Below are 13646 nucleotides of genomic sequence, written 5' to 3' on the forward strand. Positions count from 1 at the left end.
CCGCCAGCTCAGGCCTGAGTCGTTGATTTCGCAGAAAATACGCCGCGCATGCTGTTATAGCGCTTGGACGCTGGCCGCCAAAAATGCCCGTAACGCAGCCGGTTTCAGTGGCTTACGCAGCAGCCCCAGTCCCGCCGCACGCACGGCATTGGCCGTCTCGTCGCTATGATCGGCGGTGACTAGCGCCCCCACGCGGCCAGGTACCAACGTAAGCAGCAAGTCTAAACCATCTTCGCCATCGGCTAGATGGTAGTCCGCTAAAATCACCTGCGGCTGATGTTGCAGCAGCTGCGCGTGCGCGTCGATGCCGTTGCTCGCCACCACCACGGTGCAACCCCAGCGTCCGAGCAATGCTTGCATACCCGCTAAAATATCAGGCTCGTTATCGATACAGAGTACGACGAGCTGCTCTAGGCTGCCGGCACTGGTGGTGGGGAGTTGTGTCGGCGTTGAGGCGCGCTGCTTCGGATCGCAGCGGCTCATCCAAACGCTAAAGCAGGCGCCGCGGCCATCTTTGGAGCGCAGGCCAATGCGGTGACCCAGCAGACGCACCATGCGGTCGACAATCGCGAGACCCAGGCCGAGGCCTTTTTCGCCCCACGGTGAGGCTTCGCCACCGCGTTGGAACTCCTCAAAAATGCTCGCCTGCTTGCCAATCGGCACGCCGGGGCCGGTATCGCGCACATCGAGTCGCCAGCCGCTGCCGTCATCGCACGAACGAAGGCCGACCAGCACGCCACCGTTGCGGGTGTAGCGCAAGGCATTGCTGAGTAAGTTTTGAATGATGCGTCGCAGCCACTGCCGATCGCTGCTGACCCAAACGGCCTGCTGCGGCAATCGCAATCGCAGATTCAAGCCGCGCTGCGCCGCCAATGGTTGCACCTGCTCCACGAGTTCGCGCAGCAGCGTATCGAGGGCAATCGCCTCAGGATGGGGTAGCAGGGCGCCGGCATCTAGGCGAGAAATATCTAGTAATGCCGAGAGTAGCTCTTCGGCACCGCGCAAGGAGCTATCGAGCTGCTGCGCCAATGTGCCGACTTCGCCGGTCAGCGCGGGGTGTTGGTTGAGCGCCGAAGAAAATAGCCGGGCGGCGTTCATGGGCTGCAAAATGTCGTGGCTGGCGGCGGCCAAAAAGCGTGTTTTTGATTGATTCGCCTCGATGGCCAAGCGCTTCGCCTGCTCTTGTGCGGCGAGCGCCGTTTGCAACTCGGCTGTGCGCAGCGCAACGCGCGCCTCCAACTCAATTTTGGCATCGGCCAAGGTGCGCTCGGCTCGCTTGAAATGGGTGATGTCGGCGAAGGTGGTCACAAAACCACCGCCGGGCACTGGACGTCCACGCATTTCAAGCACTTGACCATCGGCGCGCACGCGTTCAAAGACATGTGGGCTGCCTTCGCGCATGTGGCGTATGCGCCGCTCAACGTGCGCATCAACCACGCCCGGCCCGCACTCGCCTTGCTCGGCGTTATAGCGAATGAGATTGGCCACTGGGCAGCCGGCATAAACCATGCCTTCGGGGTAATCAAAGAGCTCCAGGTAGCGCCGGTTCCACGCCATTAAGCGCATATCGGCATCGACCACGCTAATGCCCTGCTCAATATGCTCCATCATGGTGGTGAGCACGCCGCGGTTGAAACGCTGCAGCTGCGAGCTTTGATCGAGGAGTGCCACCACCTGGCCAATTTCCAAGCCACTGCCGCGCAGCGCTGTGGTCAAAATAGCGCGAGATGATGCCGCGCCCATAGCGCCGGCGAGCAGGCGCTCAGTAAATTGCACCCAGGCGCGACTGGCCGAACGCCGCAAATCCAACACTTGGCCGCGACCTCGGGCAAATTGCTCAAAGGCTTGGTTGGTGCTGTCTTCGCCCATGATGCGTGAGGCCAGCGCGTGCAGCTCGCGCAGCGGCAGGCGCTGCCATTCTTCGGTAGGGAGCTGTTGGCTGGGCGAGGTAAAAGGATCCAGGAAATAGCTGCTTTCAAGCTGTTCACTGATGCCCGGGCGAAAGCGCAACGACACCACCACAAAGCAGCTGATATTGACCAGCAGCGACCAAAACACACCATGGGTGAGCGGATCCCATCCTGCCAAATAAAATAATGCTTGCGGCTGTAGCCAGCTCAGGCCAAAAGGACCGTCACTGAGCCAGCTAGAGTCGAAGCCCATGGCCGGCAAGAGTGCTGGAATCATTAAGGTGTAGGCCCACACGCCGGTGCCGGCAATCAGACCTACCATCACGCCTTGACGGCTGCCGCCGCGCCAAAACAGTCCGGCCAATAACGCCGGTGCAAATTGCGCCACGGCGGAAAACGCCAATAAGCCCACTGCGGCGAGCTGCGAGAATTCCTCGATGACACGGTAGTAGCCATAGCCCAATAGGCTTAAGCCAACAATCGATAGGCGTCGAATCAGTAGCAGGCGCAAGGCCAAGCGTTGGCCGAAGCGCCGCGAGCGCAGCAACAGCGGCACGATCAGGTCATTGGTGACCATGGTTGAGAGCGCAACACTGGCGACAATGACCATGCCAGCCGCCGCCGAGAAGCCGCCCAAAAACGCCAGTACCGCGAGTGCTTCGTTGTTACTTGCCAGCGGTAAAGCCAGCACGGCAATGTCGGGATGAATCGCGGCTAAGCCAGGGTCGAGCATGGCCATCGCGGCAATGGGCAGCACCGCCACCGAGATCAGCAGTAAGTAGCCGCCAAACCAGCCGTGCGACTGGCGCACGTGACTGACATCATTACATTCGACCACGCCGACATGAAATTGCCGCGGCAGGCAGACCATGGCCAAAAATGCCAATAGCACTTGCGCTAAAAAGCCTTGTGGTAACGCGCTTGGCCGGGCCAGTTGATCGAGTGCGGGGTCGTTGAGCCAACCGCTCGGCAGGGCATCGAGCTGAACGAGTGCGAATACGCCGACCGCTAGCAGGGCAAATAACTTCACCACCGACTCCAGCGCTACGGCGAGCATTAAGCCTTGATGATGCTCGGTGGCATCGATCTGGCGGGTGCCAAATAAAATCGCTAGCGCGGCGAGCACAAAGCTAATCCATAGCGCCGTGTCGCTGGTGGGGAAGGGGCTGCTGAGGCCGGCGTCGCTGAGCACATTGACGCTCATGGCCACGGCTTTCAGTTGCAGGGCGATATAGGGCAGCGCGCCAATAACGGCGATGAGCGCGACAGCGGCGGCGAGATGCTGGGCCTTGCCATAGCGTGCAGAAATAAAGTCGGCGATGCTGGTGATGGACTGGGCTTTGCTAATCAGCACCAAGCGTTCCATCAAGCCGCGGGCAAAGACAATAAACAGCAGCGGGCCGAGATAAATGGGCAGATAGCCCCAGCCGCTGGTCACCGTAGCGCCAACCGCACCATAAAATGTCCATGAGGTGCAGTACACCGCCAGCGTGAGGCTGTAGATGATGCCTTGTTGGCGTGGGCTCAGGCGTGGGCTGTGATGGTCACCCCAATACGCGACCGCAAACAGCAGGGAGACATAGAGCACCGACACCAGGGGCAAAAGCCATTGAGGCATGGCGCCATTCCGTCAGAAAAAAGTCGATCTGAGACTATGGTATATGTGCGCAGGACTGTCTAGCGCTGCTCGCTACGACTAAGGTCGAGCTCGGGGAAGTATTGGCTCAAGGCGGTGAGGCAGGCCGCTTCTACGGCGCTCATTAAGTCGGCATCGCTGAGCGCGCGTGCGGGATGATCGGGGCCGAGCTCATCGCGCAGTTGACACATTTCTAGGCCGACATAGCCGCAGGGGTTGATGCCCAAAAACGGCTGCATATCCATGGCGACATTGAGCGAGAAGCCGTGATAGCTGCGGCCACGGCGAATGCGCAGGCCCAGCGAGGCCATTTTGCGACCGTGCACATAGACGCCATGAGCTTCGCGGTTTGCTTCGGCGGCAATGCCAAAGTGCTGAATGGCAGCGGCTAAGGCATCCTCAACGCGCTCGACAAAGGCGCGCGTGGAGAGTGTCAAGCGATCAATATCGAGCAATAAATAGCCCACAAGCTGGCCTGGCCCGTGATAGGTGACTTGCCCGCCTCGATCGCTTTGCACCAGCGGAATACTGCCGGGTAGTAGTACGTGCTCCGGCTTGCCCGCTTGCCCCTGGGTGTAGACCGGCGTGTGCTGGAGTAGCCAGAGCTGATCGTTGCAGGTTTCGGTGCGGGCCTCGGTAAACGCCTTCATGTCGCGGTAGCAGTCGGCGTAATCACGCACGCCTAAATGCCAGACCGTGCAGGCGCGTGTCATTGCTTAGAGCACCAAACGAATAGCTGGCTCCGCGGCGAGCGCCGCGTAAATATCGTTTATCTGCTCTTTGCGCTCGGCATGAAAGGTGGCGCGAATCGACACGTATTTACCTTTCGATGAGGTTTGCATGTCGATCGTTGAGGGGTCAAAGCTCGGCACATAAGTGCAAATTAAGTCAGCAACAATTTGCGCCATGGGGTGGCGCGCCTCACCCATCACTTTCAACGGGTAGTCCATGGGAAATTCCCAAAGTTCTTCGTTTTTAATGTCGGTGGGGCGCTCAGTCATGGCCATCCTCGCGTGTGGGTTCAGTGGGCTTAAAACAGCTGCGACAAAAAGCGCTTGAGGTAATGCCATAGGCGCACCACCACATTGGCCTCTTCTACATCGGTCAAGGCAACCAATGGCTGCGTAGAAAGCACTTTATCGCCAATGCTCACCACCACCTCGCCAACCACTTGGCCCTTGGCGATCGGCGCTTCGAGCTCAGGTTGCAGGCGAGTTTTCGCCTCCACGTCATCTTTTTTGCCGCGCGGAATGGTCAGCGACAGGTCATTGGCCAGGCCGACCGAGATCGTGTCATTGACGCCGAACCATACCGGGGCATTGGCCAGCTCGGTGCCGGCTTTCATGGGGGTCACATTTTCGTAGCTGCTAAAACCCCAGTTCAACAAGGCACGGACTTGGTCAGCGCGTGCTTGCATGCTGTTGGTGCCCATGACCGCAGCAATCAGACGCATATTACGGCGCTCGCTGGAGGCCACCAAGCAATAGCCCGCGGCGTTTGTGTGGCCGGTTTTTAGGCCATCAACGGTGGGGTCGGTGTACAGCAGGGCGTTGCGATTACCTTGCTTGATGTTGTTGTAGGTGAAGGATTTTTCAGCATAAATCGGGTAGTACTTATTGCTGTCTTTAATGATGGCACGCGCCAAAATGGCCATGTCATAAGCGGTGGTGATGTGGCCGGGGCTGGGCAGGCCGGTGGCATTTTTAAACTGAGTGTCTTTCATGCCTAAGCGCTTGGCTTCGGCATTCATGATTTCGGCAAAGGCGGGCTCTGAGCCGGCCATGTGCTCGGCCAAGGCTTTCGAGGCGTCATTGCCGGACTGAATGATCACACCGCGCAACATGTCGATGACCGTGGCTTGGCCATTGAGCGGCAAAAACATGCAGGACTCATTGCTTGAGCCGCGACACCACGCGTGTTCGCTGACGCCAACGAGATCGGTTTCTTTGAGGCGGCCAGATTCGAGGGCGCGCTCAACAATGTAGCTGGTCATCATTTTCGTTAATGACGCAGGCTCAACCGGCATGTGTGGGTTGTTGTCGGTGAGCACTTGGCCGGAGGCAAAGTCGATCAAAATCGATGATCGGTTGTCGAGAGTTGGCGCCGAGGGCACGACAAACGCCAGCGCGGGGGCGGAGATCAAGCTCAACGCCAAGGTCAGGGCAAAACGCAAATTCATAACAAATCCTAAATCGGTATAAGGCATGTTCGAGCCAGTGCCGTGCACGGGCTGAACGTGAGCGCGCCTAGTTTACTTCAGGATGCCCGCTCGGTGGCAGCCATCTGCTAATCTTGTCTGCTAAACACAACCCGTTGAGGTAATGCGCATGGCAGCTATTCGAGTCGAACGACACGGTGACATTGCGGAAGTGATTTTAACGCGCGCAGAAAAGCACAACGCCGTGAGCGTCGATACGCTGACAGCGCTGATTGCTGCAGGTCGCGATTTGGCCAACGACCGTAGCTTGCGCGCAGTAATTATTCACGGCGAAGGGCCGAGCTTTTGCAGCGGTTTAAACATTCCCAGCTTCATGGCTAAACCAAGCAATATGGCGCGGCATTTTTGGCGGCCATTGTGGCGCCAAACCAATAACTTTCAGGAAGTGGCTTGGGTCTGGCGGCGCTTGGCGGTGCCGGTGATTGCCGTGCTACATGGGCGCTGCTATGGCGCAGGCATGCAGATCGCCCTAGCCGCAGATTTTCGTCTGGCCACACCAGACTGCGAGTTATCGATCATGGAAGCAAAATGGGGCTTGGTGCCGGATATGTCGGGCACGGTCAGCTTGCGTGAACTCGTGCCAATGGACATTGCCAAGCGCTTGTCGATGACGGCCGAAGTGTTCACCGCCGAGCAAGGCCAGCAGTGGGGCTTAGTGACTTCAACGCACGATGAGCCATTGGCGGCGGCGCGGGCACTAGCGGCGAGCATTGCTACACGCTCACCAGACGCGGTGGCATCGACCAAGTTTCTGTTTCAACGGGCTTGGCCGGCATCGCCGGGGAAAGCTTTTTGGCTAGAGCGTTGGTATCAGCTGCGCTTATTGTTTGGCAAAAATCAGCGGGTGGCGGTGAAGACCGTGCAGACTGGCGAAGCCCAAGCGTATTTGCCGCGTCGTATTAAGCGCTAAGTCCCCGCCCATCGCGACAGGCGACAGGCGGGGTCGAGGGCGCCGCCTAGGGCTGCACGCTCACAGCACGCGCGCGGGCAGTAGTACCGGCGAGTTGGCTGTCGTGTGCGGCTTGGATTTCTTCCGCGAGTTGATGCGCTGCCATGGCATAGAGAATGCTGCGGTTGTAGCGCGTGATGACGAAGAAGTTGTGGAATGCGATCCAGAACTCACCGCCGTTATCGCCCTGTAAGCGCAGGCCGGAGACTGGTAGGTTGTCTGGGAAGCGCATTTTGACGCGTGGGGTGATGCCTGCCTTCGCTAAGGCTGCGATGGTGCTGGTGGTTTTCAGGTCATCGCTGGTGGCATCGTCGTAGTCATCTCCATGGATGCTCGCACGCACAGTCACGGGCTCGCCGGGCTTCCAGCCATTGGCCTTGAAGTAGTTGGCGATGGAGCCGATGGCATCCACGGGGTTGTTGATTAAGTCGATACGGTTATCACCGTCGAAGTCGATGGCGAGGCGGCGCCAGCTCGATGGCATGAACTGCGGAAAGCCCATGGCGCCGGCATACGAGCCTTTGGCCTCTAAGGGGTCAATGCCATTTTGCTTGGATAAAATTAAGAACTCACGCAACTCTTTGCGGAAAAACTTCGCGCGGCGCGGGTAGTCAAAGCCCAACGTGGCGAGTGCATCAATAACGCGGTAGCCGCCTTTATTGCCGCCAAATTTGGTTTCTACACCCAAGATCGCCAAAATCATGCTGGCGGGCACGCCGTATTCTGCTTCGGCGCGGGCCAGTGGCTCTTGATATTGCTGCCAAAAATCGAGGCCAGCCTGCACGCGCGAGTCTTGAATGAAGATGGGACGATAGTCTTTCCATTCGCGGCTTTTTTCTGCGGGGCGCGCAATCAGCTCCAAGATGCGGTCTTTGCGTTCAACCTGCTGAAAAATTTTCGCGAGCTCGCCCGGCGCATAAATATTTTGAGCTTCGAGCTGCTCAATCATGTCATTGAGCTCGTCGTAGTTGGAAAAGTCGCCGGCAGCTGCTTGGCCGCCGGTGGCGAGGGCAACGGCAGCCACTATTGCGCGCCATGAAAATCCTAAAGTCATACTGCTTGCTCCATGTGCATGGTTTAGCCCATCAGTTTGCGATGAGCTTGAATGGACATCAGCACGCCAAAGCCCGACATCAAGGTGATGATGGCCGTGCCGCCGTAGCTGATGAAAGGCAGAGGTACGCCCACCACAGGTAAAATGCCGCTGACCATGCCAACGTTGACAAAGACATAAACAAAAAACGACATGGTGATCGCGCCAGCCAGCAGCCGACCATACGAAGTTTGGGCGTTGCTGGCAATTTGAATCGCGCGGGTGAGGATGGCCAAATACAGCGTGATCAAAATCATCACGCCAATAAAGCCAAACTCTTCCGAGTAGGCGGCAATGATGAAGTCGGTGTGGCCCTCGGGCAAAAAGTGCAAATGCGACTGCGTGCCATCGAGCCAGCCTTTACCGACCAGACCACCGGAGCCAATGGCGGTTTTCGATTGGATGATATTCCAGCCATTACCGAGCGGGTCCGACTCGGGATCAAAGAGTGTCAGTACGCGGCGGCGCTGGTAGTCGTGCAAGAAGTTCCAGGCAATCGGTGCAATGGCGCAGGCGATCGCCAGCATCGAGCCCATCAGGCGCCACGACAGTCCAGCGAAAAACAGCACAAAAAAACCGCTCATAAACACCAAAATAGACGTGCCTAAATCGGGCTGCTCAGCGACTAGCGCGACCGGCGTGAGGATCATCACGATGCAGACGCAGAGGTCGCGAAAGCGCAACGGCATAGGGCGCGATGACAGATACCAAGCGGTCATCATTGGCATGGCTAACTTGAGAAACTCGGAGGGCTGCACACTGGTAATGCCGGGGATGGTCAGCCAGCGTTGCGCGCCCATACGAATTTCACCAAACACGGCCACGGCCACCAGCATGATGACGCCGGCGCCGTAAAACCACGGCGAAATATAGGCGTAGCTGCTGGGTGTGATGCGTGCAAAAACGAGCATGACGACAAAGCCGAGCGCGAAGCTAGTGCCTTGCTTAAAGGTCATGGCAGCATCGGCACCGCTGGCGCTGTAGAGCGCAATCAAGCCCAAAATAGCTGCGGCAATAAGCAACGAGGTGAGCGTGGGGTCAAGCCGCAGCATGCTCCAGGTGTCGGTTTTACGCTGAAAGTCAGCGCCGGTATTGGGTGCGTTGCGGGCGTAGCGTTGTTGATTATTCATTCGCCGCTGTCCTCGTCGGTGTCAAGCACTGGCGGCGCGGCCATCACGCGATTGATCTCATAGTCAAAAAGCGAGCGCGCAATCGGTGCGGCGGTACTGCTGCCGTGTTTGCCATTTTCCACCAGCACGGCGACGGCAATCACCGGGTCATCGACCGGCGCAAAGCCCATAAACCAGGCGTGGTCATAATGGCGTTCATCGAGCTTGGATTCATCGTATGTTTCCCCTTGCTTGATGCCTTTGACCTGCGCTGTACCGGTTTTGCCTGCAATGTCATAGCCCTCAAGGCCAATGCGCAAGCGCCCAGCGGTGCCGTGCGCTCCGTGCACAACCTCACGCATAGCAAAATGCATTTTGTCCCAATCCTCGGGCGTGCCATTAAAGGCAATGGGTTCCGGCGCTGGCAGCTCAGCCTTGACCAATGGATCGCTGCTACTGAGCAGCAGGTGCGGGCGAATTTTATGGCCACGATTGGCGACAATGGCCGTGGCCAATGCGATTTGCAATGGCGTGGCGGTGAAGTAGCCCTGACCAATGCCCACCGACATCATTTCGCCGCGATACCACGGCGCGTTGAGGCGCTGACGTTTCCACGCCACGGACGGTAGCGTGCCGGTTTTCTCATTGACTAAATCAATGCCGGTGTCTTTGCCGAAGCCAAACTCGGCCATCCAGTCGTGGAAGCGGTCAACGCCCATGCGGTCGGAGAGCTGATAAAAGTAGGTGTCGCAAGACTCTTCGATGGCGCTGGTGAGATTGACGATGCCATGGCCTTGCTTTTTCCAGTCACGAAAGCGGTGGTTGACGCCCGGCAGCATGAAATACCCCGGGTCGCTGATGCGGTAGTCCCAGTCCACCAAACCGTAATGAATGCCGCCCAGCCCCTCAAAGGGCTTGATGGTTGAGCCGGGTGGGTAGACGCCCTGTAAGGCACGGTTATAGAGCGGCCGGTCGAGGTGGTCGCGCAGGCCATTGTAGAGTGAAGAGGGAATGCCGCCGACAAACAGGTTGGGATCGAAGCCGGGGTTGCTGACAAAGGCCAGCACGGCACCATCGCGCGGATCCAGGGCGACAATCGCGCCGCGTCGGCCAGCAAGTTGCTCGTGGGCAATTTGTTGGAGCTGAATATCGAGGCTTAAGGTGAGGTCAGTGCCGCGCTCAGGCGGGGTCCGTTTCAGTACCCGAATTTGCCGGCCAAAGGCATTGGTCTCTACGTGCTGATAGCCGACTCGGCCATGCAGTGCCGATTCGTAGTAGCGCTCAATGCCGAGCTTGCCAATCAGGTTGGTGCCGGCATACGCCGCGCTATCGAGGCTTTTTTGCTCTTTTTCTGAGATCCGTGCGACATAGCCGAGCACGTGAGCAAAGAGCTCGCCTTGCGGGTAGTACCGAGAAATATCATTTTCCGCACTGACACCGGGGAATAAATAGCGGCGCTCCGAAAAACTCGCCAAATCCTCTTCGCTCATGCGCGAGCGGATGGGCACTGACTCATAGCGGCGTGACACGCGTAGACGCTTTTTGAAGCGCTCCACTTCTTCCGGCATGAGGTTAATGATCGGTGTTAATTGCCTGATCATCTCGTCGAGGTCGCCGGCTTGCTGGCGGTTGACGACCAAGGCAAACGTTGGGCGGTTGTCGGCGAGTAAGACGCCATTGCGATCGTATATAAATCCGCGCGGTGGGGCGATGGCTTCGAGGTGGATGCGATTGTTTTCCGACTGCGTGGCGTAGACCTCATGCTGCATCAGTTGCAGCCAGCCATAACGTATGATCAGCAAGGAAAACGCAAAGACAATAAAGCCCCCTGCAAATGCTGCGCGCTGCTTAAATAAGCTCACTTCGGAGAGCTTATTTTTCATGGTCATGCGATCGCGCGGGGCATTTTGGTCAGGCTTCATGGGCACAACGTAATTTGTCTAGCGGTGATAAGGATGGCCTTTGAGCAGCGTCCAGGCACGGTAGATCTGTTCGGCCAACAAGACGCGCACCAAGGGGTGCGGCAACGTTAATGGCGATAACGACCAGTGTTCGTCGGCGCGCGCGGAAGCCTCACTCGACAAGCCTTCGGGGCCGCCAATAAGCAAACTGATATTACGACCTTCGGCTAACCATTGCCGGAGTTTTTGCGATAAATCCTCGGTGCGCCAGGGTTTGCCGAGGACTTCGAGGGCAACCACACGATCTTGACTGCCAATGGCCGCCAACTGCGCTTCGCCTTCTTTTTGAGTCAGACGGGCAATGTCGGCGGCTTTGCCGCGCTTGCCGGCGGCGATCTCGACGAGCTCCAAACGCACATCGTCGTTGAGGCGTTTGGCAAACTCGTGGTAGCCGGCGGTGACCCAGTCGGGCATGCGCGTGCCGATTGCGATGAGACGAATTTTCATCGCAGCAGGCGCGCCTTAAGCGCTAGGCGTGGTGGCGCCTTGAGCCGTCCATAGACGCTCAAGGTCATAGAATACGCGGGTGGCCGGCAGCATCACGTGAACAATGACGCCCGCCAGATCGATCAGCACCCATTCGCCTTCGCGCTCACCTTCCACGCCAATGGGCGGGAAGCCGGCGGCTTTCGATTTCACTTGCACCTCTTCGGCGAGGGCACGCACATGGCGCGTGGAGGTACCGCTGGCAATGATCATGACATCGGTCATGCTGGTCAGCTCGCGCACATCGAGCGTGGTCACTTGCTGAGCTTTCATGTCGGCCAGCGCGTTGAGGGCGGCGTCTTTTAAGCGTTGGGTATCGTCGTCAAGAACATTCATGAGCTTGCTGCTGTCTCCGTGGCACGGTAAAGGCCGTGGCTGTCAATATAGTCGCGAACCGGCGTGGCAAGCCAGTTGTCTAACGGTATGTGTTGTCTGATGCGCTGGCGAAGCTCAGTGCTTGAGATATCCCGGGCGGGCGTGTTGAGTTCAAGCACAGCGCCGAAGGGGCGCGATTGTAACAGCTTGGCCTCGCCAATACGGCGACTTTTTAGCCATATTTTCACAGCATCGGGCCAGTCATCGGTGACACCAGGGCGCGTTGCAATGATCAGGTGGGCGATATCGGTCAGCTGCTGCCAATCATGCCATTTCGGCAAGCTATGCAGGCTATCGGCGCCGATCAAAAAGGCCAGTGGGCGATCGGCGCCGCCGTGTGCACGCCAGCGCCTCAATGTATCGATGGTATAGACCGGCGGCGGCAGACTGAGCTCATCATCGCTAAGCCGCCAGCTGCTCTCGCGGCAGTGCGCGAGCTGCAGGCTGAGCATGTCGGCGCGTTGTGCGGCGCTCGCGTGCGAGGCCGACTTCAGCGGCGAGCCCGGCGTTGGCAGCCAATGCACTGTGTCAGCGCCGAGCAGCGCTTGTGCCGCGCGGGCGGTATCAACATGGCCGCGATGCACCGGGTCAAACGAGCCGCCAAAGAGCAAGTCCATGCGCTTATTGACGGATTTGGCCGTCGCCAAACACCACCCATTTCTGCGAGGTCAGGCCATTTAAGCCAACCGGGCCGCGGGCATGAATTTTATCCGTGGAGATGCCAATTTCAGCGCCTAAGCCATACTCAAAGCCATCAGCAAAGCGCGTCGAGGCATTGACCATGACCGAGCTCGAGTCGACCTCGGCGAGGAAACGCCGCGCGCGTGCGTAATGTTCGGTGACAATGGCGTCGGTGTGGTGCGAGCCGTATTGGTTGATGTGCTCGATGGCTTCATCGAGGCCGCTCACCACTTTAATGGCCAGCACCGGCGCTAAGTATTCGGTGTACCAATCGGCCTCGCTGGCCTCCAGGGCATCGGGCAAGATCGCGCAAGTCTGCTCGCAGCCGCGCAATTCGACGCCCTTAGCGCGATAAGCCTCAGCCAAAATCGGCAGCAATTTCGCGGCAATTGGCGCGTCAACCAGCAGCGACTCCATAGCATTACAAACGCCATAGCGATGGGTTTTCGCATTCAGCGCAATGCGCCCGGCTTTCGCTTGATCGGCATCGCGATCAATGAACACGTGGCAGTTGCCATCGAGGTGCTTGATCACCGGCACCCGCGCTTCACGCATGATGCGCTCGATGAGGCCTTTGCCGCCGCGTGGCACGATGACATCGATGTGTTCGCTGTCGGTAATCAACGCACCCACGGCGGCACGATCGGCGGTCTCTACCACCTGCACGACGCTGGCGGGCAGGCCGGCATTGACCAAGCCCACACTGATGGCCATGGCGATGGCCTGATTGCTGTGCAGGGCTTCGCTGCCGCCGCGCAAAATCACGGCATTGCCCGACTTTAGGCACAGCGAGGCGGCCTCCAGCGTGACATTCGGGCGCGACTCATAAATGATGCCAATGACGCCCAGCGGCACGCGCATTTTGCCGAGCTGAATGCCCGAGGGCCTATAGGTGAAATCGCTCATCTCGCCGATAGGATCAGGCAGCGCGATGACTTGGCGCAAGCCTTCGAGCATGCCGTCGAAGCGCGCGTCATCGAGCTGTAGGCGATCGAGCAAGGCGGGGTCTAGGTCATTGGCGCGGCCAGCATCGACATCGGTGGTGTTGGCGGCAATGATTTTGCTGCGATGCGCGAGCAGGGCATCGTGAATGGCTTGCAGCGCGGCATTTTTCGCGTGCGTGTTGGCGCGGGCAATCACACGCGAGGCGCTGCGGGCTTGCGCGCCGAGTTGCAGCATATAAGCGGAAATATCCATCGAGTTGTTGTCTCCTGTAATGCCGCGAGTA

12 protein-coding genes are annotated in these 13646 nt (G+C 58.4%); 1 reads left to right on the forward strand and 11 read right to left on the reverse strand.

Features of this window, described 5'->3' with window-relative positions; all coding sequences use genetic code 11:
* Positions 1 to 54 precede the first annotated feature (54 nt).
* The 4 genes from DFR26_RS03260 to DFR26_RS03275 are packed head-to-tail and all read right to left on the reverse strand — an operon-like array spanning position 55 to position 5725.
* Complete coding sequence (locus DFR26_RS03260; protein WP_116207492.1) at positions 55 to 3528, reverse strand: PAS domain-containing hybrid sensor histidine kinase/response regulator; 3474 nt, start codon at positions 3526 to 3528, stop codon at positions 55 to 57.
* 59 nt (positions 3529 to 3587) lie between these two features.
* Entirely contained in the window at positions 3588 to 4259 is a 672-nt protein-coding gene (gene lipB, locus DFR26_RS03265) for a lipoyl(octanoyl) transferase LipB (RefSeq protein ID WP_116207493.1), read from the reverse strand.
* 3 nt (positions 4260 to 4262) lie between these two features.
* Positions 4263 to 4547: a YbeD family protein gene (locus DFR26_RS03270; protein ID WP_181898971.1), complete on the reverse strand. Its 285-nt coding sequence runs from the start codon at positions 4545 to 4547 to the stop codon at positions 4263 to 4265.
* A 29-nt stretch (positions 4548 to 4576) separates the two neighbouring features.
* Positions 4577 to 5725 carry a D-alanyl-D-alanine carboxypeptidase family protein gene (locus tag DFR26_RS03275; protein ID WP_116207495.1) on the reverse strand — a complete coding sequence of 383 codons (1149 nt, stop codon included), beginning with the start codon at positions 5723 to 5725 and terminating at the stop codon, positions 4577 to 4579.
* A 148-nt stretch (positions 5726 to 5873) separates the two neighbouring features.
* Here DFR26_RS03275 and DFR26_RS03280 point away from each other — a divergent pair, with 148 nt between their 5' ends.
* On the forward strand, positions 5874 to 6674 hold the full coding sequence (locus DFR26_RS03280; protein ID WP_116207496.1) for a crotonase/enoyl-CoA hydratase family protein: 801 nt from the start codon (positions 5874 to 5876) through the stop codon (positions 6672 to 6674).
* A gap of 46 nt (positions 6675 to 6720) precedes the next feature.
* Here the strand turns inward: DFR26_RS03280 and mltB are convergent, their stop codons facing one another.
* The 7 genes from mltB to DFR26_RS03315 are packed head-to-tail and all read right to left on the reverse strand — an operon-like array spanning position 6721 to position 13615.
* Positions 6721 to 7767 carry a lytic murein transglycosylase B gene (gene mltB, locus DFR26_RS03285; protein ID WP_116207497.1) on the reverse strand — a complete coding sequence of 349 codons (1047 nt, stop codon included), beginning with the start codon at positions 7765 to 7767 and terminating at the stop codon, positions 6721 to 6723.
* 23 nt (positions 7768 to 7790) lie between these two features.
* Complete coding sequence (gene rodA / locus DFR26_RS03290; protein ID WP_116207498.1) at positions 7791 to 8936, reverse strand: rod shape-determining protein RodA; 1146 nt, start codon at positions 8934 to 8936, stop codon at positions 7791 to 7793.
* The gene (gene mrdA, locus DFR26_RS03295; RefSeq protein ID WP_116207499.1) at positions 8933 to 10837 is read right to left on the reverse strand and encodes a penicillin-binding protein 2; all 1905 of its coding nucleotides are present in this window, start codon (positions 10835 to 10837) and stop codon (positions 8933 to 8935) included. Before mrdA ends, rodA begins: the two co-directional genes overlap by 4 nt.
* Before the next feature lie 18 nt (positions 10838 to 10855).
* Positions 10856 to 11323: a 23S rRNA (pseudouridine(1915)-N(3))-methyltransferase RlmH gene (gene rlmH, locus DFR26_RS03300; RefSeq protein WP_116207500.1), complete on the reverse strand. Its 468-nt coding sequence runs from the start codon at positions 11321 to 11323 to the stop codon at positions 10856 to 10858.
* 15 nt (positions 11324 to 11338) lie between these two features.
* On the reverse strand, positions 11339 to 11698 hold the full coding sequence (rsfS, locus tag DFR26_RS03305) for a ribosome silencing factor (RefSeq protein WP_116207501.1): 360 nt from the start codon (positions 11696 to 11698) through the stop codon (positions 11339 to 11341).
* Entirely contained in the window at positions 11695 to 12384 is a 690-nt protein-coding gene (nadD, locus tag DFR26_RS03310; RefSeq protein ID WP_147300260.1) for a nicotinate-nucleotide adenylyltransferase, read from the reverse strand. The genes rsfS and nadD overlap by 4 nt, the downstream gene beginning before the upstream one ends.
* Positions 12359 to 13615, reverse strand: coding sequence for a glutamate-5-semialdehyde dehydrogenase (locus DFR26_RS03315; RefSeq protein WP_116207503.1), 1257 nt, complete (start codon positions 13613 to 13615; stop codon positions 12359 to 12361). Before DFR26_RS03315 ends, nadD begins: the two co-directional genes overlap by 26 nt.
* Between the last annotated feature and the right edge of the window lie 31 nt (positions 13616 to 13646).

The sequence above is a fragment of the Paraperlucidibaca baekdonensis genome (assembly GCF_003387535.1).
GTDB lineage: Bacteria > Pseudomonadota > Gammaproteobacteria > Pseudomonadales > Moraxellaceae > Perlucidibaca > Perlucidibaca baekdonensis.